Source organism: Pseudoruegeria sp. HB172150 (genome assembly GCF_013184805.1).
GTDB lineage: Bacteria > Pseudomonadota > Alphaproteobacteria > Rhodobacterales > Rhodobacteraceae > Psychromarinibacter.
On sequence record NZ_JAATNG010000004.1, the window covers coordinates 221,423 to 237,185 of the forward strand.

A 15,763-nucleotide genomic window follows, 5' to 3' on the forward strand; every position below is an offset into this window, starting at 1 on the left:
AAGGTGAAAAGCACCCCGACGAGGGGAGTGAAACAGTACCTGAAACCGGACGCCTACAAGCAGTCGGAGGATCCTCGAGATCTGACGGCGTACCTTTTGTATAATGGGTCATCGACTTGGTCTCACGAGCAAGCTTAAGCCGATAGGTGTAGGCGCAGCGAAAGCGAGTCTTAATAGGGCGTTGAGTTCGTGGGATCAGACCCGAAACCGAGTGATCTAGGCATGACCAGGATGAAGGTAAGGTAACACTTACTGGAGGTCCGAACCCACACCTGTTGAAAAAGGTCGGGATGAGTTGTGCCTAGGGGTGAAAGGCCAATCAAACTCGGAGATAGCTGGTTCTCCGCGAAATCTATTTAGGTAGAGCGTCAAGCGAATACCCCGGGGGGTAGAGCACTGGATGGGTAATGGGGCCCCACAGGCTTACTGATCCTAACCAAACTCCGAATACCCGGGAGTACTACTTGGCAGACACACGGCGGGTGCTAACGCCCGTCGTGAAGAGGGAAACAACCCTGACCTACAGCTAAGGCCCCCAATTCGTGGCTAAGTGGGAAAGCAGGTGAGACGTCCAAAACAACCAGGAGGTTGGCTTAGAAGCAGCCATCCTTTAAAGATAGCGTAACAGCTCACTGGTCTAATCAAGATGTCTTGCGGCGAAGATGTAACGGGGCTCAAGCCACGAGCCGAAGCTTAGGACTGCGTATGCAGTGGTAGCGGAGCGTAGTGTGATAAAATCCACGCCTCCTTAGCATCCTCGGATGCGTTGGAGGCTCGGATTTGACTGTGAAGCCGGCGCGTGAGCGATCCGGTGGAGTGATCACTAGCGAGAATGATGACATGAGTAGCGACAAACAGGGTGAGAGACCCTGTCGCCGAAAGTCCAAGGGTTCCTGCTTAAAGCTAATCTGAGCAGGGTAAGCCGACCCCTAAGGCGAGGCCGAAAGGCGTAGTCGATGGGAACCAGGTTAATATTCCTGGGCCAGGAGGATGTGACGCATTGCAGCGACGTGCTGTCCTTATCGGATTGGGCAGTATTCAAAGCAGTGCCTGGAAATAGCCCTCCATTAGATCGTACCCTAAACCGACACAGGTGGACTGGTAGAGAATACCAAGGCGCTTGAGAGAACGATGTTGAAGGAACTCGGCAAAATACCTCCGTAAGTTCGCGAGAAGGAGGCCCGGTACATGAGTGCCGGGGGCACAAACCAGGGGGTGGCGACTGTTTACTAAAAACACAGGGCTCTGCGAAGTCGCAAGACGACGTATAGGGTCTGACGCCTGCCCGGTGCCTGAAGGTTAAAAGGAGGGGTGCAAGCTCCGAATTGAAGCCCAGGTAAACGGCGGCCGTAACTATAACGGTCCTAAGGTAGCGAAATTCCTTGTCGGGTAAGTTCCGACCTGCACGAATGGCGTAACGACTTCCCCGCTGTCTCCAACATCGACTCAGCGAAATTGAATTGCCTGTCAAGATGCAGGCTTCCCGCGGTTAGACGGAAAGACCCCGTGCACCTTTACTACAGCTTCACACTGGCATCAGGCATGTGATGTGCAGGATAGGCGGTAGACTTTGAAGCAGGAACGCTAGTTTCTGTGGAGTCACCCTTGAGATACCGCCCTTCGCCTGCTTGATGTCTAACCGCGGTCCGTTATCCGGATCCGGGACCCTGTGTGGCGGGTAGTTTGACTGGGGCGGTCGCCTCCCAAAGAGTAACGGAGGCGCGCGAAGGTTGGCTCAGAGCGGTCGGAAATCGCTCGTTGAGTGCAATGGCAGAAGCCAGCCTGACTGCGAGACTGACAAGTCGAGCAGAGTCGAAAGACGGCCATAGTGATCCGGTGGTCCCGAGTGGAAGGGCCATCGCTCAACGGATAAAAGGTACGCCGGGGATAACAGGCTGATGGTGCCCAAGAGTCCATATCGACGGCACCGTTTGGCACCTCGATGTCGGCTCATCTCATCCTGGGGCTGGAGCAGGTCCCAAGGGTACGGCTGTTCGCCGTTTAAAGAGGTACGTGAGCTGGGTTTAGAACGTCGTGAGACAGTTCGGTCCCTATCTGCCGTGGGTGTAGGATACTTGAGAGGAGTTGCCCCTAGTACGAGAGGACCGGGGTGAACGATCCACTGGTGGACCTGTTGTTGCGCCAGCAGCAGTGCAGGGTAGCTATGATCGGAAAGGATAACCGCTGAAGGCATCTAAGCGGGAAGCCCCCCTCAAAACAAGGTATCCCTGAGGGCCGTGGTAGACCACCACGTCGATAGGCCGGAGATGTAAGCGTGGCGACACGTTCAGTTGACCGGTACTAATTGCCCGATAGGCTTGATTTGATCCAGTAGAAGCCAGGCGCCCAGCCTTGGCGGATCAGAAAGCATACACTGTGAAGTGTACGTGACTTGGAACGTGTTCTTTTCTTGGTTTGGTGGTCATAGCACGAGCGAAACACGCGATCCCATCCCGAACTCGACCGTTAAGCGCCGTTGCGCCGATGGTACTGCGTCTTAAGACGTGGGAGAGTAGGTCACCGCCAAACCTAGTAAGGAACACGTGCCGTATCTCTCTGACGATGATCCTCCCAAAACTCGAAAATTTAAGTTGTCGCTCAGCATGCGCTGCAGCGGCATATTAGAATGTCATCGAGGCTGCAAATACTATCCGGCCAGCCTAAGGCTTTTCCATAGAAGCCTGCACAGCGTTCGTCCTTACGCGGTAAGCGTAGGAGCCTTCTGAAACCGACGGCGACTATGGCGCCTGGCGAGCACAAAGTTCCTCGCCAGGCGATTGTAAGTACGGATTGGCCAGTTCGATGGCTATCTCTGCGAATTTGCCCCCGGATGGGCACAGACCCCGAATAGCCAACCATGCCAATACTGCGTTGTGTTATTCGCAGTCGTAGAGCGGTGCTACACCCAGCCCCCAACTGTTTGGGCCGACCGCGAGACCGTTGACTGTGCCCTTGTCCTCCACCGGAAAAACGAACGGGGCGTATTTGCCATCCTTACTTTCATTGAAGCGCTTGTAGTGCTTGTCATGTTTCCATCGGACTTCAACCATCAGTTCCCAGCTCTCTTCCCAGGGCACGTTGAAAACCGCTACACCATTTTTATGAGTCGGCACTGCTACGACGATCGGAATCCAACCTTGCGCAATGTCGATACCACGGTGCACTCGGGCAAGAAGGTTGCGGTCGGCGGTGCCATCGAACAGGAGAAGCTGAACGTCATCGATTGCTGTTCCGTCGCCGTTAGCTAAGTAAAACTTCTTCGTGGCATGGTCTTTGCTACCGCCACGTTTCACGAAGTCGTCCCTTAACGACCAGTCTTCATATTTGCGTGTGTTTCCATACGTGCTTTTTCCATAGTTGTCGAATTCGCTGCCGACCTTACAGGTGGTCCTTGCCATTGCAGGGCTCGATATCGCGGTTGCGAGCGGCAGGATTGCCGCCAGAAACAGGTGTTTTTTGCCGAGAAGCATGTGGGTTTCCATTCTTTGCTGACGTTCAAACGCCAAGCAGACCACTCCTCCGGTAGAGGCCACAGTCCGCCGGTTACTACGGCGATATTGTCACAGCCGGTTGAGCCAAACATGGAGGACGGCTGGAGTAACCTGGGAGTTTCTCTGCAGCGCGCGTGAGCCGCTGAATGTGCCGACAATCAATCTGCCAGATAGTCGAAACCATCGTGACAGAGCCGGTATTGTTTGAGGCGCATGCGCTGATAGACGTGCCGTCGCCAAACCGAACAGGGATGGCACAGGACAGGAATGACCCAAACAAATTCTCCATCGAGGAGGACAGCAAATTCCGATGAAAAACCCTAGACAGCCCTTGCGGTTCCCCACCCTTTTGAATAATACACCGAAACTTGGCGCGGGGTGGAGCAGCCCGGTAGCTCGTCAGGCTCATAACCTGAAGGTCGTAGGTTCAAATCCTACCCCCGCAACCAACAAAAACAGCCGCCCTTAGGGGCGGCTGTTTTGTTCCGACTCCCCCCTGAACAAGACTAGGTTGCACAACTTTGATGGAGCTTCAGGGTTCCGATCGCTGCCCGGGTTTGACCGGCTCGGAGAGATCCTGAAGTCAACTCAGTCCTTCATGACGGTTCCGCCCTTGTTGCGCCCCATGACGGACTTGCCCTCTCATCTTGTTGCGATCTGTCCCCGGCCTGCTGCATAAAGAAGCGCGGAGCATTTCGAGGAGAGCGCTTTCATGGATGCACAACAGGTATTTGACGGAATAGGCGGCGGAGAGGCGCTACCCGTCATACTGCTGGCAATCTTTATTATCATCTGCATCTGGCTTGGCGTCCGCATCGTGCCGCAGTCGGAAAAGCACGTGGTGGAACGGTTCGGGCGCCTGCGGGCCGTGCTGGGCCCCGGCATCAACTTCGTCATCCCGTTCCTTGACAAGGTGGCGCACAAGGTCTCGATCCTTGAACGGCAACTGCCGACGGCGAGCCAGGATGCGATCACCGCGGACAACGTGCTGGTTCAGGTGGAAACTTCTGTTTTCTATCGCATTCTGGAGCCCGAAAAGACGGTCTATCGGATCCGGGATGTGGACGCCGCCATTGCGACAACCGTCGCGGGGATCGTGCGGGCCGAGATCGGCAAGATGGAGCTGGACGAGGTGCAGTCGAACCGTGCAGCCCTGATCTCTACGATCAAGACGAGCGTCGAGGATGCGGTCGACAACTGGGGGATCGAAGTGACGCGGGCCGAGATCCTGGATGTCAATCTCGACCAGGCAACGCGGGACGCGATGCTGCAGCAGCTGAACGCGGAACGCGAACGGCGGGCGCAGGTGACTCGTGCGGAAGGTGCGAAGCGCGCGGTGGAACTGAACGCGGATGCAGAGCTCTATGCCGCGCAGAAAGCGGCAGAGGCGCGAAGAATCCAAGCGGATGCAGAGGCTTACGCTACTTCGGTCGTGGCGACGGCGATTGCCGAGAACGGTATCGAAGCGGCACAATACCAGGTCGCGCTGAAGCAGGTCGAAGCTCTGTCGGCGCTTGGTCAGGGCTCAGGTCAGCAGACGGTTGTCGTCCCGGCGCAGGCGGTCGAAGCCTTCTCTGATGCGTTCCGGATGCTGAAAGGGCGCGTGTGATGTGGGCGCTCTGGTGGGTCTGGATGGCGGCTGCGCTGATACTGGGGACACTTGAGGTTCTGGTGCCCGGCTTCATCTTTCTCGGCTTCGCCATCGGCGCAGCCGTGATCGGACTCATGCTGCTGGTCGGCGGCCCGCTGACGGTACTGATCGCCGGATCGGTGGCGTGGATGCTGGTGGTCTTTGCGGCGATCTCGGTTATCGCCTGGATTCTGCTGCGCTGGCTTGTCGGCGTGCGCACTGGTCAGGTGAGGATCGTGGAGCGGGACATCAACGAGGATTAAGCGTTCCCGGCCGCTTGATCCGTAGTAATTGGTCAGTCGGTTGGATCGCCGGAAGCGGAGGCGCAGGTGACTGAACAGGCGTTCAGCGGAGCGAAAATCGCGATCCTATGTGGCGACGAGGTTCTGTCGCTCCTGCGCGACGACCGTCCCGATATTCCGTTTCCGGGGCTCTGGGATCTGCCCGGCGGCGGGCGCGAGGGGGCGGAAACACCAGAGGAAACCGCCCTGCGCGAGCTGGAGGAAGAGACCGGCCTGTTGCTTGATCCGGCGCTGGTGGTCTGGCGCGAGGTGTTCGACAGCTGGGTTGCGCCGGGCCGGCCGCCGAACTGGTTCCTCGTGGCCGAAGTGCCGGAAGGCGTGCTGGACGAGCCCGTTCTTGGAGATGAGGGACAGGAGTTGCGCTGGTTCGAAATCACCGAGTTCCTGGAACTGAATGGGGCCATCCCACACATGCAGACACGGCTGCGCGTCTATCTGGCCGAACGTCAGGGACTAGGGCCATGCTGACGATTTGGGGCAGAAAGACATCGTCGAACGTGCAGGCGTTGATGTGGGGCATCGGCGAGATGGGGCTTGCGCACGAGCGCCACGATGTCGGCGGCCGCTATGGCGGGACGGAAACCGAGGCGTTTTGCGAGCTTAACCCCAATCGCACCGTGCCGGTGCTGCAGGACGGATCGAACGCGCCGCTCTGGGAGACCGGGGCGATCCTGCGCTATCTGGCGACGCGTTACGGTGGCGGGGCGTTCTGGCCGTCGGACCTGCTTGCCCGGACGGAGGTCGACCGGTGGGCCGAATGGGCGAAGATCAACGTCGCACAGGGGTTTACCGTGCCGGTCTTCTGGAAGGTTGTGCGGACGCCGGCCGCCGAGCAGAATCCCGTGGAAATTCAGCGCGGTAACGACGAACTGACGAAATATCTGCAGATCGCGGAGTCACAGCTCGGCCAGCATGCTTTCCTGACCGGCGAAGAGCTGACGCTGGCCGATATCCAGTTCGGCCACGTGCTTTTCCGCTACTACGATATCGAGATCACGCGTCCGGACCTGCCGAACCTCGCGGCCTATTACCGGCAGCTGACCGAGCGGCCGGCCTATCGCGAACACGTCATGATTTCCTACGAGGAACTGCGCGCCTAGCGTTGCGGCTGCAACCGGGCCAGCAGCGCAGCGTGAAGTGCTGGCGGTGCGACCAGGGCGCCGGGGTTCTGGGGGACCGGGTGGTTGAAGCGAAGCGCGCCGCCATGCCGGTCGGTAACCGCAGCCCCTGCTTCCGCCGCGATCAGGGTTCCGGCAGCAATGTCCCAATCCCAGGTCGGACGCAGGGTGAGCATGGCATCGAACCGCCCTTCGGCGACAAGGCAGAGCCGGTAGGCGAGGGACGGGCGGAAATGCCGGGTGATCTGCGGCATGCCGCCGGGCCAGTGTGCCGGATCGAAAACAGGGCGCGACGCCAAGATCCTGGCGCCGTCGGGGTCGACGCTGTTGCCGGTGCGGATAGATTCGCCGTTCAGCCTGGCGCCTTTGCCTTTGGCGGCCGCGTAGAGCTTGTCGTGCTCGGGGAGATAGACGACGCCGGCCACCGGCGCGCCGCGCTGAACGACCGACAGCGACAGGGCCCAGGTCGGCTCTCCCTGCACGTAGGCGCGGGTGCCATCGATCGGGTCGACGATGAACAGCGTCTCGGCGGTCAGTCGTGTCGGGGTATCCTCGGTCTCTTCCGAGAGCCAGGCATAACCGGGTCGCGCCGCCAAAAGCGTTTCGCGCAGCGCGCGGTCGACGGCGATATCGCCCTCGGACACCGGGCCGGCATCGCCGCCCTTGTCGGTCACCTTCTGATCGCTGCGCCAGTATCTCAAGGCGATCTCGCCGGCGTCCCGCGCCGCGTGGATCAGCAGCTCGAGATCAGGCTCCGGCAAGTGTCAGGCCTTCGACGAGGAGCGAGGGAACCCGGTGCGAGGTGTGCGGACGTGCGTCGTTCGCGGGCGTGATCCGGCGCAGCATGTCGCGAAGGTTGCCCGCCAGCGTGCATTCGTTGACCGGATAGGTAATCTCGCCGTTCTCGACCCAGAAGCCGCTGGCGCCACGGGAATAATCGCCGGTCGTCGGGTTGATCGAGGACCCGATGAGCGATGTGACAAGCAGGCCTGTGCCCATCTCGCGCAACAGATCCTCGCGGGTCCGGGTGCCGGGTGTCAGGGTGACGTTGTGCGCACTGGGCGACGGCGGATGGCCGGTACCACGCGATGCGTTGCCGGTGGGTGCAAGGCCAAGCTTTCGAGCGGTGGAAAGGTCGAGGATCCAGCCCGACAGGACGCCATTCGCGACGATGTCGCGCTTGACGGTCGGCAGGCCCTCGGCATCGAAGGGGCGTGAGCCGGAGGCGCGCGGTCGCAGCGGGTTCTCGGTTAGCGACAGCGCGTCGGGAAGCACAGGCTCGCCCATCGCGTTCATCAGCCAGGAAGCGCCGCGCGCGACCGAGGCGCCGTTGATCGCGCCCAGAAGGTGCCCGATCAGGCCACTGGAGATACGCTCGTCATAGAGGACCGGATAGGCGCCGGTGGGCGGTTTCTTTGCACCCTTGCGGGCCGAGGCGCGTTCGCCGGCGATGCGGCCGATGCTTTCCGCGTCCGGCAGATCGGCGGCGTGAAGGCGCATCTCATAATTGCCGTCACGCTCCATCCCGGTGCCTTCGCCAGTTATCGCCGTGCAGCCGATGCCGCTGCTGCTGCGCCGGTAGCCGCCGGAAAAGCCGTTGGTCGCCGCGAGATGAATGGCACGGCGGGAAAACCCGGCGGAGGCGCCGTCGCTCTGGCTGATGCCCTCGACGGCGCGCGCCGCAGCTTCGGTGCGGCGCGCGAGATCTTCCAGAGTGGCCGGATCGGGTTCCGGCGCAGGATCGTCGAGTTCAAGCGCGGCAAGATCCCAGTGCGTGGCAAGCTGATCTGGATCGGCGAGCCCGGCATTCGGATCCTCGGGTGCCTCGCGCGCCATCGCAACGGCGCGTTCCGCCATCTGCTCGATGGTGGCGTCCGAGATGTCAGAGGCGGAAACGCAGGCCTGCCGCCTGCCGATCAGCACCCGCAGGCCGATATCGATCCCCTCGGACCGTTCCGCCTGTTCCAGCGCCCCGTTCCGCACGTCGATCGAAAGCGATGTTCCGTCTACCGCAAGCGCGTCCGCCGCCTCGGCGCCGGCTTTGCCGGCGGCGTTCAGAAGGCGTTCGGTCAGCATCTGCAGGCGGTCGGACATGGGGACAGCTTTCCTTGTGACTGGCTGTCCTCACCTAGTCTGCCGGGCCGGGGGCTGCAAGCGTAGCGCCTGTTTCGGACGGGTGGAAACAGGCGGGAACTGAGTTTGATGTACGCGAAATGGGGGCAAACCGACGCTCTGCGAGCGTCGGCCAGACTATCAGATACTCTTGGCTTGGAAAGCGATCAGCCGCGCAGTTCGGCGACGATGGCTGCGGCTGCGGCGCGCGGGTCGTCGGCGGTGTGGACCGGACGCCCGACAACGATGTGATCGGCGCCCGTCGCGATGGCCGAGGCCGGGGTCGCGACGCGTTTTTGGTCGCCGACGGCGGCACCGGCGGGGCGGATGCCGGGTGTGACGATCAGGCGGCCCGCCGCTTCGGGCAGTGCACGGATGCCCGCGGCTTCATGCGCCGAAGAGATGACGCCATCCGCGCCGGCCGCGAAGGCGGCAAGGGCGCGCGATTGCACGATCTCGGAGACATCGCCCTTGCGGATCTGTCCGGCGTCGAGGTCGCTGCGGTCATAGGAGGTCAGGATCGTGACGGCGAGGATCTTGAGGTCCTTGCCGGCGGCGCCTTCCTTGGCGGCGGCAACGACCGAGGGATCACCCTGCACGGTCAGGAAATCGAGATCGTATTGCGCCAGCCCGCGCACCGCGGCCTCTACCGTGGCCGAGATGTCGAACAGCTTCATGTCGAGGAAGACGCGTTTCCCAAGGTCGTGCTTCAGCTCGTTGGCCAGCGCCAGCCCGCCCCCTGTCAGCATGCCGAGGCCGATCTTGTAGAAAGAGACTGCGTCGCCGAGGCGTTCGGCCATCTCCAGCCCTTCCAGCGCGTTCGGGACATCGAGAGCGACGATCAGGCGGTCGTCCGCCGCGGCCGGCTTCTCTGCGAGCAGGGTGCTTTGCATGGCGCGATCCTTTCGGGGTTTCGGCCTTTTCCCCGTTTCACGCCGTTGCGTCAAGGAAAGCCTGCCCCGGGGGCCATGATTTTGTGGCGAATGCCCTCCCCAGGGACAAGGGGAGGGCAATAACGCGCCTCAGGCGGCGAGCGTGGGCCTGTGGGCGCGCTTTTCGGCCAGCGACTGGGCCAGACGGATCGCGTCTTCCTTCAGGCGATCCTCCAGCGGGGTGCTGCCTTCCAGCGGTTGGCTGGTCCGCATCCGCATGGAACGGGGCGGCTGACCCGCCTGCGGCTTGACCAGCAGCGAGACGGCCGCTTCGACCCGACCGAAATCGGCGTTGTACCGCATGTCGGTGATCTGTGACTCAAGGATGCGCATGGCGGAATGCCTTTGGCTGGGTCTGGGCCGAGGCGATCAGCGCGTCGGCGATGCGGCGGTGCGGCCAGCCGGGATGCCCGGGTGCTGAAACCGTGAGAACACGGGCCTCGCCGTCGCGGCGGAGGTGAACATGACCCTCGTAGCGCCGGCTGGCGGCATCGTAGATGACCCTGGAAACGCCTGCTGTCTGCTGCATGTGCCTGCTCCTATATGGCGGCCGTTGGACGGCCTGCTACTATATAGACGCGCAAACCTGTGGATAAGTTCAATTGGGTGGAAAGATTTCGTGATGGCCCGGTGATCGCGGTGGCGCGATTGCGGTGGCAATGACGGCGCGGCATGCTACACCGGCGCGGGACGCATGGCGGGGACAGCATGACGAAGACGATCTACATCCTGAACGGGCCGAACCTGAACCTGCTGGGCAAGCGGCAGCCGGAGATTTACGGCCACGAGACACTGGAAGATGTCGAGCGTATGGCGCGGGACGCTCTGGCCGGCGGGTTCGATTGCAGGATGATGCAGTCGAACTGGGAGGGGCAGATCGTGGACTGGATTCACGAGGCGCGGGAAGAAGCCTGCGGCATCGTGATCAACCCCGGTGCGCTGACCCATACCTCGGTCGCGGTGCTGGATGCGCTGAATGCCTTCGAGGGGCCGGTGATCGAGGTGCACATCTCGAACGTCCACAAACGCGAGACCTTCCGGCATCATTCCTACGTCTCGCTGCGCGCGGACGGGGTGATCGCGGGGCTGGGGCTTGAAGGTTACGCGGCCGCGGTGCGGCGGGTCTGTTCGCTGGCCGGCTGAGGCGCTTTCACGGGAGGAAGTCGATGGAACTGAAGAAGAACGCCTTCAAGGCGGCGATCCGCGAGGGGCGGGCGCAGATCGGGCTGTGGTGCGCGATGGGCGATCCGGTGGCGGCGGAGATGCTGGCGGATTGCGGGTATGACTGGATGCTGTTCGATACGGAGCATTCGCCGATGGACCCGCTGAGCGTGCTGCCGATGCTGCAGGCGGTGGCGACGTTCCCGGTGAGTCCGGTGGTGCGGCCGTCGTCGCTGAACCCGGCGGAGATCAAGAAGATCCTCGACTTCGGGGCGCAGACGATCCTGGTCCCCTACATCCAGACGGTGGCGGAGGCGGAGCTGGCGGTGGCGTCGGTGACCTACCCGCCGGAGGGCATCCGCGGGGTCGCGGGGATGACGCGGGCGAGCGGGTACGGGGCCGTTCAGGGCTACGCCGCGAAGGCGCGGGAGGAGATCTGCCTGCTGCTTCAGATCGAGACCAAGGCGGCGCTGGATCGGCTGGAAGAGATCGCGGCGGTGCCGGGGGTGGACGGGATCTTCATCGGGCCGGCGGACCTTGCGGCGAGCCTTGGTTATCCCGGGCAGCCGACGCATCCGGAGGTGCGGAAGGCCTGCTGCGACGGGATCCGGCGGGTGCGGGCGGCGGGGCTGCCGGCGGGCTTCCTGACGCCGGATGACGGCTTCCTGGAGGAGGTGACGGAGGCCGGGGCGGTGTTCACGGCGGTGGATCTGGACGTGTCGATCCTGCGGCGGGGGGCGATCGCCCGGGCGAAGGAATGGAAGGGCCGGGTCGGGTAGGTTTCCGGTGCGTCCCCATGGGGACGGGGGGTCAAGTTATTGATTTCAGGCGTGTTAGCGCTAACCTATGGGTGGGGACGGGTTCAGGTTACAGGCCGTAATAGCGGTGCGGGTGGTGGGCAGATTGCCCACCCTACGGGGCGACTGGGCGCTTGAAATGGGCGCCGACGGTGAGTTGATTGTCTAACGCAGGCAGGGCGTATCAATCGCTTTGTCAGGTGGGATCGGCGGCTCGGCAGGAGTGGAAATCGGTCCAACCGCCACGCAGATCAACTTCTGCCTGATCAAGATGACCTTCCAAAGCAATCGTGTCGGTAACGTCCAGACAGCGGGCAATTTCCTGCATTCTCTCTCTAATCTCGTCCAACCGTTCTGCGACGCTGCGGATGGAAGTTGGAAAATAGAACCTTGCCAGCAAGTAGAGGCCCGCATCGTGCGGGTAGTCACTCAGGACGTCACATCCGGACGGCGTGTCCAGCCTAGGCGAGGTATTGCAACGGACCGCGTAATTTACCGGGCCAGTTTCGGGAGTCAGCAGGAACCTTCTGTAGTGACCCGGTGGGGTTGCCCAGGTATCCAAGCCATCAACGATCGCATCCGGTGGGATGTCACTGGTGTACTTGAATGATTTTCCGGGGCCCGGGTAGGACAGCCAGGACGGTAATGGGGAATTGAGCTTTCGGATCTGAATTTCAGCGCCGCGCATTACGGCGTCTTGATCGATAAGGTCCTTCAGCCATCCAATAGAGTTTAGATAAATCGTTTCTGTCTGCTCGAAAATTCCATGTTCACCCCGAACGTAAAAATAGGTCTCGTGGATGCGATAAACCCCAGAGATGTTGAATTCTTCTGCGTCGATCCGCTGAGGAAACTGGATCAAGAGAGATACAGTCAAAGTCAAGATTGAGGCAGCTCTCACCAACTTCGATCCTTTGTCGCGCCGTCTTGCCCGAGCGATTTACCGGGCATTCTAGTTCAAGAGGTGAGATTTCGTACAGCCGAGGAGGTGGTGGGCAGATTGCCCACCCTACCGGTCCTGCATGCCCTTGCCTTCGAGGATGCGCGGCGCGAATTTTTCGATGCGGTTGGTTCGGGTCGCGGATTGCTTGGCCTGCGAGAAATGCAGGACATAGCCGCGGCGGCGGCCGGGGGTGAGGTTTTCGAAGGCTTCGCGCAGTTCCGGGTCTTCGTCGAGACGGTCGACGAGTTCCTGCGGATAGTCGAGGTCGTCCTTCGGGAAATCGACCTTGGCGCCGGATTTCTCCAGTTCGATGGCCTCGTCGATATAGGCGAGGATCGTGGGTTTCAGCTTTTCGATCTCTTCGGTGCTGGTGACCGCGATCATCCGGCTGGACCGTGAGTTCTCGCCCGGTGCGACGAGGATGCCCTCGGGGTCCTTCAGCAGTACGCCCTTGAAGAAGCCGAGTGCGCAGTGGTCGTTGAAGCCCCAGACGATGGAGACGTTGCGGCCGTCCCAGGTGTAGACCGGCGAGCGCCACTTGAAGGCCTCGTCCAGCGGGCTGTCGAGGAGGATGGCGCGGAACGCCTTCTGCTCGGCGACCCACTTGGATGCCTTCTGTTCGTAATAGACGCCCACCCTGCGGTCGGGTTTTCCCATTGGCGTATCCTCCCATCGGTCGCTGATACCGTAGGGTTTTCGCCTGTCGCGGCAAGATGCGGCGCACCGGCAGGCGGAGCGCCGCAGAGTTCCGGGCTAGGCCGGGGCGGCCCTGCTTTCGCGCTGCAGCAGGAACAGCGAGGCGGCGACGATGAGCGCGGAGCCGAGCCACATGGCGCCGGGCGGAACGAAGCCGAAGACGGCGAGACCGAGCGCGACGTTGAAGGGCAGCTTCACGTGATCGAAGGGCTGCAGGTAGGCGGCGTCGGCGATGCTGTAGGCACGGGCGAGCAGGTATTGCGCCAGAGCGGTGAGCATGCCGGCGGCAACCAGCAGCAGTCCGGACGTGCCGGCGCCGAGCGACAGGCCGTCCGGCCATGCGACGACCGCGTTGATCGGCGTCAGCAGCAGGAGCAGGTAGACAGTCAGCGATTCCGGGCTTTCGCTGCGGCTCATGTGCTTGGTCAGGAGCGAGTTGAGCGCCCAGAGCGCGGCGGCCGCGACCGGAAGAAGCGCGTGCAGGCTGAAGGCGTCGGACCACGGGGCCAGAACGATCATGCCGCCCGCGAAGCCCGTCGCGACCGCGCCGAGGCGTTCGGGCGTTATGCGCTCTCCCAGTGCTGCCCAGGCGCCCAGCGTCACGAAGAAGGGCGACAGCATCACCAGCGCGATGGCCTGCCAGATCGGCACATGGGCAAGGCCCATGACCCAGAGCTGAACCCCGAGGGCCGCCGAGGCGGCGCGGACGATGTGCAGCACCGGGTGACGGCTGCGCAGGGCGGAGATGCCTTTGGCGAGGATCCAGGGCACCGCGAACAGGAGGGCGATCAGGTATTGCCAGAAGGCGATCCGGGGCGGGGCGATCCCCAGCACCATCGCGCCGTACTGGACGAGGATGTTGATCACCGCGAACAGCGCGCCGGCGGCGATCATCAGGCCCGCGCCGGCGGCGGCGGGGCTGAGACGGTTCAAATAGCGAGTCATGGCGTTGTCCTTTCTTCTACGCTCACAACTCAAGGCAGACAGGACAACGGCGCGCGGGCCGAAGCGCCGCGCGTGTTTCTCCCGCTCTCTTCCATCCGGACTTTGACCGTCGGCTCCGGAGTTGCACCGGATCTGCTTGACCCCCCGGCTGGCGGGGGCGCTCGCGGGCTTGCGGCCGGGGCCGCTTACCGCCGGTGGGGAATTTCACCCCGCCCTGAGAACGACGCGGCCATTGGCGGCCGCCCGGTCAAGTTAGGGGGCGACGTAAGCGCGCGCAATGGCGGCTTTCCGGGTTGGCTTTCTTTCTGCGCGCCCCTAGCGTCGCCGCCATGCACGAAACCCCGACTCTCGACAGCCGCTATTCGTGGATGCGGCTTGGTGTGACCCTTGCGGTCGCGTCCGTCGGCAATGTGGGGATGTGGGCCGTCATCATGGTGATGCCGGCGGTGCAGGCGGAGTTCGGGATCGACCGGGCCGATGCCTCGCTGCCCTATACGCTGACCATGATCGGCTATGCGCTGGGCAACCTGCTGCTGGGACGCGCGGTGGACCGGTTCGGCGCGACGACGACGCTGATCGCGGCGGCGGTGTCGAACGCGGCAGGCTTTGCGCTGGCCAGCATGAGCGGGTCGGTCTGGGCGATTTCGGCGTGGCAGCTGATGATCGGCTTCGGGACGGCGGCGAGTTTCGGGCCGCTGATGGCGGATATCTCGCACTGGTTCCTGAAGCGGCGCGGCATCGCTGTGGGGATCGCGGCGAGCGGCAATTACCTGTCGGGCGCGATCTGGCCCTGGGCGCTGAGCGGCGTGCTGGTGACGCAGGGCTGGCAGGTGGTCTACCTGTGCTTTGCGGTGCTGTCGCTGGCGGTGATGATCCCGGGGGCCCTGGCGCTGCGGCGGCCGCTGCCGGCGGATGCGCATGGCGCGGCGGAGGCGATGGCGGGCGCGAACCGGGCGCGCGGCGGGCTGTCGCCCGTGGCGCTGCAATGGGCGCTGGTGGTGGCCGGGGTCGGCTGCTGCATGGCGATGTCGATGCCGCAGGTTCATATCGTGTCGTTCTGCGTGGACCTTGGGTACGGGCCCGCTGTGGGCGCCGAGATGCTGTCGCTGATGCTGATCGGCGGCGTGGGATCGCGGCTGGTGTCTGGGTTCCTTGCGGACCGGCTTGGCGGGGTGCTGACCCTGCTGATCGGGTCGACCCTGCAGTGCATCGCCCTGTTCCTGTACCTGCCGGCGGGCAGCATGGTGTCGCTTTACGTCGTGAGCCTCGTCTTCGGCCTGAGCCAGGGCGGGATCGTGCCAAGCTATGCGATCATCGTGCGGGAATACCTGCCGGCGAAGCAGGCGGGCGCGCGGGTGGGCTTCGTGATCTTCGCCACCATCCTTGGCATGGCGCTGGGCGGGTGGACGGCGGGGTGGATCTATGACCAGACCGGGAGCTACCGGCTGGCCTTCCTGAACGGGATCGCGTGGAACCTGCTGAACATCGCGATCATCGGCTACATCTTCCTGTCCTCGCGCCGCGGGACGGGGGCGGTGCAGCATGCGTGATGCGCGTCCCGCCCGTGTCGCTTTTCGCCCTGCCGCGGCGGGCCGCGCCCTGATATACATCTGACCAAACGTCCGACCGGAGAGAC

Annotated in this window: 16 protein-coding genes, 1 tRNA gene, 2 rRNA genes and 1 riboswitch (1 of these 20 only partly in view); of the genes, 10 read left to right on the top strand and 9 right to left on the bottom strand. The window is 62.6% G+C overall.

The window, feature by feature from the left end; genetic code table 11:
- A 23S ribosomal RNA gene (locus HCO70_RS17865) occupies window positions 1-2,326 on the top strand; it begins 492 nt to the left of the window's first position.
- A gap of 88 nt (window positions 2,327-2,414) precedes the next feature.
- A 5S ribosomal RNA gene (gene rrf, locus HCO70_RS17870) occupies window positions 2,415-2,529 on the top strand.
- 347 nt (window positions 2,530-2,876) lie between these two features.
- Here rrf and HCO70_RS17875 read toward each other — a convergent pair.
- Complete coding sequence (locus tag HCO70_RS17875) at window positions 2,877-3,506, bottom strand: hypothetical protein (RefSeq protein WP_172298677.1); 630 nt, start codon at window positions 3,504-3,506, stop codon at window positions 2,877-2,879.
- Window positions 3,507-3,863: 357 nt separating this feature from the next.
- Here HCO70_RS17875 and HCO70_RS17880 point away from each other — a divergent pair.
- From HCO70_RS17880 to HCO70_RS17900, 5 genes are all read left to right on the top strand, one after another.
- Window positions 3,864-3,940, top strand: a tRNA-Met gene (locus tag HCO70_RS17880).
- A gap of 263 nt (window positions 3,941-4,203) precedes the next feature.
- The gene (locus HCO70_RS17885; protein WP_172298679.1) at window positions 4,204-5,100 is read left to right on the top strand and encodes an SPFH domain-containing protein; all 897 of its coding nucleotides are present in this window, start codon (window positions 4,204-4,206) and stop codon (window positions 5,098-5,100) included.
- A complete protein-coding gene (locus HCO70_RS17890; RefSeq protein ID WP_172298681.1) occupies window positions 5,100-5,384 on the top strand; it encodes an NfeD family protein in 285 nt (94 codons plus the stop codon). Before HCO70_RS17885 ends, HCO70_RS17890 begins: the two co-directional genes overlap by 1 nt.
- A 66-nt stretch (window positions 5,385-5,450) precedes the next feature.
- Window positions 5,451-5,891, top strand: a complete 441-nt coding sequence (locus HCO70_RS17895; protein ID WP_172298683.1) for an NUDIX domain-containing protein — start codon at window positions 5,451-5,453, stop codon at window positions 5,889-5,891.
- Window positions 5,885-6,523 carry a glutathione S-transferase family protein gene (locus HCO70_RS17900; RefSeq protein ID WP_172298685.1) on the top strand — a complete coding sequence of 213 codons (639 nt, stop codon included), beginning with the start codon at window positions 5,885-5,887 and terminating at the stop codon, window positions 6,521-6,523. Before HCO70_RS17895 ends, HCO70_RS17900 begins: the two co-directional genes overlap by 7 nt.
- Here HCO70_RS17900 and HCO70_RS17905 read toward each other — a convergent pair.
- The 5 genes from HCO70_RS17905 to HCO70_RS17925 all read right to left on the bottom strand — a co-directional run bounded on the left by HCO70_RS17905 (window position 6,520) and on the right by HCO70_RS17925 (window position 10,114).
- Window positions 6,520-7,302, bottom strand: coding sequence for a 3'(2'),5'-bisphosphate nucleotidase CysQ (locus tag HCO70_RS17905; RefSeq protein WP_172298687.1), 783 nt, complete (start codon window positions 7,300-7,302; stop codon window positions 6,520-6,522). The genes HCO70_RS17900 and HCO70_RS17905 overlap by 4 nt on opposite strands.
- Window positions 7,289-8,635, bottom strand: coding sequence for a TldD/PmbA family protein (locus HCO70_RS17910; protein ID WP_172298689.1), 1,347 nt, complete (start codon window positions 8,633-8,635; stop codon window positions 7,289-7,291). The genes HCO70_RS17905 and HCO70_RS17910 overlap by 14 nt, the downstream gene beginning before the upstream one ends.
- A gap of 185 nt (window positions 8,636-8,820) precedes the next feature.
- Entirely contained in the window at window positions 8,821-9,546 is a 726-nt protein-coding gene (gene pyrF / locus HCO70_RS17915; RefSeq protein WP_172298691.1) for an orotidine-5'-phosphate decarboxylase, read from the bottom strand.
- 129 nt (window positions 9,547-9,675) lie between these two features.
- A complete protein-coding gene (locus tag HCO70_RS17920) occupies window positions 9,676-9,918 on the bottom strand; it encodes a hypothetical protein (RefSeq protein WP_172298693.1) in 243 nt (80 codons plus the stop codon).
- Window positions 9,905-10,114 (bottom strand): hypothetical protein, encoded by a 210-nt coding sequence (locus HCO70_RS17925; RefSeq protein WP_172298695.1) that lies wholly within the window; start codon window positions 10,112-10,114, stop codon window positions 9,905-9,907. The genes HCO70_RS17920 and HCO70_RS17925 overlap by 14 nt, the downstream gene beginning before the upstream one ends.
- A gap of 179 nt (window positions 10,115-10,293) precedes the next feature.
- Here HCO70_RS17925 and aroQ point away from each other — a divergent pair, with 179 nt between their 5' ends.
- On the top strand, window positions 10,294-10,728 hold the full coding sequence (gene aroQ / locus HCO70_RS17930; protein ID WP_172298697.1) for a type II 3-dehydroquinate dehydratase: 435 nt from the start codon (window positions 10,294-10,296) through the stop codon (window positions 10,726-10,728).
- Between the two features lie 23 nt (window positions 10,729-10,751).
- Window positions 10,752-11,525: an HpcH/HpaI aldolase/citrate lyase family protein gene (locus HCO70_RS17935; protein WP_172298699.1), complete on the top strand. Its 774-nt coding sequence runs from the start codon at window positions 10,752-10,754 to the stop codon at window positions 11,523-11,525.
- A gap of 214 nt (window positions 11,526-11,739) precedes the next feature.
- Here HCO70_RS17935 and HCO70_RS17940 read toward each other — a convergent pair whose 3' ends face one another.
- From HCO70_RS17940 to HCO70_RS17950, 3 genes are all read right to left on the bottom strand, one after another.
- Window positions 11,740-12,405, bottom strand: coding sequence for a hypothetical protein (locus HCO70_RS17940; RefSeq protein ID WP_216665501.1), 666 nt, complete (start codon window positions 12,403-12,405; stop codon window positions 11,740-11,742).
- A 147-nt stretch (window positions 12,406-12,552) separates the two neighbouring features.
- On the bottom strand, window positions 12,553-13,143 hold the full coding sequence (locus HCO70_RS17945) for a YdeI family protein (RefSeq protein ID WP_172298703.1): 591 nt from the start codon (window positions 13,141-13,143) through the stop codon (window positions 12,553-12,555).
- Window positions 13,144-13,239: 96 nt separating this feature from the next.
- Window positions 13,240-14,127: a DMT family transporter gene (locus HCO70_RS17950; RefSeq protein WP_172298705.1), complete on the bottom strand. Its 888-nt coding sequence runs from the start codon at window positions 14,125-14,127 to the stop codon at window positions 13,240-13,242.
- Between the two features lie 79 nt (window positions 14,128-14,206).
- Window positions 14,207-14,353, bottom strand: a riboswitch (FMN riboswitch).
- 103 nt (window positions 14,354-14,456) lie between these two features.
- Between HCO70_RS17950 and HCO70_RS17955 the strand changes: the two genes are divergently transcribed.
- Complete coding sequence (locus HCO70_RS17955; protein ID WP_172298974.1) at window positions 14,457-15,677, top strand: CynX/NimT family MFS transporter; 1,221 nt, start codon at window positions 14,457-14,459, stop codon at window positions 15,675-15,677.
- Window positions 15,678-15,763 lie beyond the last annotated feature (86 nt).

Excerpts from the sequence above, each read along its gene's own strand:
- HCO70_RS17900 (WP_172298685.1), top strand. The coding sequence starts at position 5,885 with ATGCTGACGATTTGGGGCAGAAAGACATCGTCGAACGTGCAGGCGTTG.
- HCO70_RS17890 (WP_172298681.1), top strand. The coding sequence starts at position 5,100 with ATGTGGGCGCTCTGGTGGGTCTGGATGGCGGCTGCGCTGATACTGGGG.
- HCO70_RS17945 (WP_172298703.1), bottom strand. The coding sequence starts at position 13,143 with ATGGGAAAACCCGACCGCAGGGTGGGCGTCTATTACGAACAGAAGGCA.
- HCO70_RS17935 (WP_172298699.1), top strand. The coding sequence starts at position 10,752 with ATGGAACTGAAGAAGAACGCCTTCAAGGCGGCGATCCGCGAGGGGCGG.
- HCO70_RS17955 (WP_172298974.1), top strand. The coding sequence starts at position 14,457 with ATGCACGAAACCCCGACTCTCGACAGCCGCTATTCGTGGATGCGGCTT.
- HCO70_RS17925 (WP_172298695.1), bottom strand. The coding sequence starts at position 10,114 with ATGCAGCAGACAGCAGGCGTTTCCAGGGTCATCTACGATGCCGCCAGC.
- pyrF (WP_172298691.1), bottom strand. The coding sequence starts at position 9,546 with ATGCAAAGCACCCTGCTCGCAGAGAAGCCGGCCGCGGCGGACGACCGC.
- HCO70_RS17885 (WP_172298679.1), top strand. The coding sequence starts at position 4,204 with ATGGATGCACAACAGGTATTTGACGGAATAGGCGGCGGAGAGGCGCTA.
- HCO70_RS17950 (WP_172298705.1), bottom strand. The coding sequence starts at position 14,127 with ATGACTCGCTATTTGAACCGTCTCAGCCCCGCCGCCGCCGGCGCGGGC.
- HCO70_RS17920 (WP_172298693.1), bottom strand. The coding sequence starts at position 9,918 with ATGCGCATCCTTGAGTCACAGATCACCGACATGCGGTACAACGCCGAT.
- HCO70_RS17910 (WP_172298689.1), bottom strand. The coding sequence starts at position 8,635 with ATGTCCGACCGCCTGCAGATGCTGACCGAACGCCTTCTGAACGCCGCC.
- aroQ (WP_172298697.1), top strand. The coding sequence starts at position 10,294 with ATGACGAAGACGATCTACATCCTGAACGGGCCGAACCTGAACCTGCTG.